The sequence below is a fragment of the Flavobacterium sp. R1_16 genome (assembly GCF_057652095.1).
In genome coordinates this window covers 1-2,911 of record NZ_JBYFCG010000020.1, presented here as the reverse complement: position 1 = coordinate 2,911, position 2,911 = coordinate 1, and the positions used below count along the sequence as shown (strand labels likewise).

At 38.5% G+C, this 2,911-nt stretch carries 2 protein-coding genes; both read right to left on the bottom strand.

The features are described 5' to 3' along the window. Positions 1-2: 2 nt before the first annotated feature. Entirely contained in the window at positions 3-1,871 is a 1,869-nt protein-coding gene (locus AC23L6_RS13285) for an OmpA family protein (RefSeq protein WP_487562962.1), read from the bottom strand. 19 nt (positions 1,872-1,890) lie between these two features. Beyond that, positions 1,891-2,811: a PorP/SprF family type IX secretion system membrane protein gene (locus AC23L6_RS13280; RefSeq protein WP_487562961.1), complete on the bottom strand. Its 921-nt coding sequence runs from the start codon at positions 2,809-2,811 to the stop codon at positions 1,891-1,893. Between the last annotated feature and the right edge of the window lie 100 nt (positions 2,812-2,911).

The window sequence follows — 2,911 nt, the reverse complement described above, 5'->3', positions numbered from 1 at the left end:
CTCTACTTCACAATCAAGAATTCAGATCTTCTATTCTGAGCGTGTTGTTCCTCGGAGCAGTTGTTTTTACAATCTACTTTTGGTTCGGTTCTTCCGTATCCTTTTCCGGAGATTCTCTTAGCGGCTATTCCTTTAGAGATGATGTATTGCACGGTGGCTTTAGCCCTTCTGTCGGATAGTGCTAGATTGTAGGCATCACTTCCTCTATAATCAGTGTGGGATTTAGCCAATATGATTAACTTTTCATTGTTTTTCATCACTTGAACTAGCTTGTCTAACTCGGTTGCAGCACTTTGAGTGATGTTGTGTTTATTAAAGTCAAAATAAATCGGCTGTAAGACTACTTCGGTTTCAGTAACAATTGCTTCAATTGGGTTTAGAGCAGCGTTCACTGTCGCTTGTGGTTCTCTAGTTTTTGCTACTGCAAAGGAGTTGCTTTCATAACCGTCTTTTGATGCCTTAATAACATAGGCCTTGTCGCATTCTATGGCGTAGCGTACTTCTCCTTTTTCATTAGATTGTTCGGTAGCAATACTGTTGCCTTTATCATCTACTATCACGACTGTAGCATTAGAGAGTATTGCACTGGTCTTAGCATCTGTAACTAGTGCTAAGAGCTGCACGCCACAAACTGGTGTAGCACTAAAGATGTCATCATTACCGTTTCTATTACTGGATAGAAATCCTATTTTTTTGTCTTTGTTAAAGCTAAAAGCAAAGTCGTCTTTTTCTGTATTGACGGGTTTGCCTAAGTTCACAGCTTCGGTTCCTTTAGCCAAGTCGGCTTTAAAAATATCCAATCCTCCTAAACCTGGTTTGCCACTTGAAGCAAAATAAAGTGTGCTGTTGTCATCAGAGATAAAAGGAAAGCTCTCGGTTCCTTCGGTATTGATTTTCTTTCCTAAATTCTCTGGTTTGCCATAGCTACCATCATTGCTCACTGCTACTTTCCAAATATCTACTCCTCCTATACTTCCTGGCATGTCTGATGAGAAATACAATGTTTTTCCGTCTCTACTCAAACTGGGATTGCTAGTAGAGTAGGCTGCGCTGTTAAAAGGTAAAGCGGTTATACTTCCCCAACTGTCTCCTTCTTTGGCGGCTCTGTAAAGGTTGTTTCTTCCTAGTTTTTGTTTGTTGGCTTTGTCTTTTTCAAAAGAAGACTCTCTAAAACTATCACTTGAAAAATACAAGGTGTTCCCATCAGCACTTACTGTTACCGAACCCTCATGATATTTAGAATTTAAGGCTTCTACCGCAGTAGGATTTGTTATGGTGCCATCGGTGTTATAATCGGCTCTGTAAATGTCTAAAAATGGTTCTTTGTTCCAACCGTATTCTTTTCTGGAGGCGTTTCTTGCACTGGAGAAGTATAGGGTATTGTCATAAAGAATGGCTCCAAAGTCTGATTTTTCGCTATTGATATCGAGTATTTTGACATCAAATAATTTTGCTTTATCAAGCAATTGCGGTATGTAGTTGGGGTTTTCTAAGAATGCTTTAGCGCGTTGGTCGTTTGGTGCTAAGCTGGCAAATTTTTTCATTTGAGTGTTGGCCTCTGAGTATTTGCCGTTGCCTTTTAGCATTTGTGCATAACGGTAATAGGTCTCTGCATCTTGATTGGTTTCGGTTGCCTTGGCATACCATTTAGCTGCTTCTGTGGTATTGAAAATGTTGTAATAACTATCGGCTAATTGTTTGTATACATAGTTGTCGGCTTTGCCATTGTCTACCAATTTGAGGTATTCTTCGGTTGCAGCAACGTATTTGTATTGGTGAAACAATTTATCGGCTTTTTTGGTAGCGGTAGTTTGAGCACAGAGACTAGTGCTTGCTAGTGCTAAACTTAATAGGATATATAGCTTTTTCATTTTTTACTGTGGCTTTAGGTTAGAAATATCGTGGTGATTGGGAAACTTTCTTAGGGAAGTTCAAATCAAACAACAAAATAACCTCATGAGACGAAGGTGTGGTTACATTTAAATCAGAGACGATATGGTCATAGGCATATCCTATTCTTAAATTAGGGCTTATGGCATAATTAACCATGGCTCCAAAGCTGTCTTCTAATCTGTAGGTGGCTCCAATTTCAAATTTTTCATAGAATAGGAAATTGGTAGAAACATCTACTGATACTGGTGCATCAAAGGCTGATTTAATCATGGTAAAGGGCTTGAATTTTAGGTTAGGATTCAAATCAAATACGTAGCCTCCTGTTAGGAAATAGTGTAGGGACTCGGTACCAAACTTTTTACCATTATAATCCAAATGGGTTGATTTTAGCATATTGGGAACGGAAAAGGCAACATAATATTTGTTGGTGTAGTAAAACAATCCTGTTCCAATGTTTAAAAAAGTATTGTTTGTGTTTTCTGCGAAGGCTGGGTCATCAGCATCTGGAACATTACTGTATACTTGGTCATAGAGGCCTACTTTGTGAAAGGTAGCTCCTGCTTTTAAACCTAAGGCTAGACGGTGTTCTCCTCCAAGATTTAAAGTATAGGAGAAGTCTCCATACACATTATTCTCCTCTACAGGTCCTATTTTATCTGAAATAACAGACAATCCAATACCCACATTCTTGCCAACAGGTGAGGAACCTGAAAGGGTAAATGTTGATGGAGCGTCTTCGATGTCTACCCATTGTTTTCTGTACAATAACCCAAAGGAAAGATTCTCTTTTGAACCCGCATATGCCGGATTGATGACATTCATATTATACATGTATTGTGTATAATGGGGGTCTTGCTGGGCTTGGATATCACTAAAGAAACCAATGGATAATAGGACTATGAAATGTATTTTTTTCATGTTGTATTTTGATTTGATTACTGTTTAAAAATTAATGCTCTCTGTTGAGGTAAACCCAACCTGTCTTTGACTTTCCTCCCTCAAACTCTACTACATAATA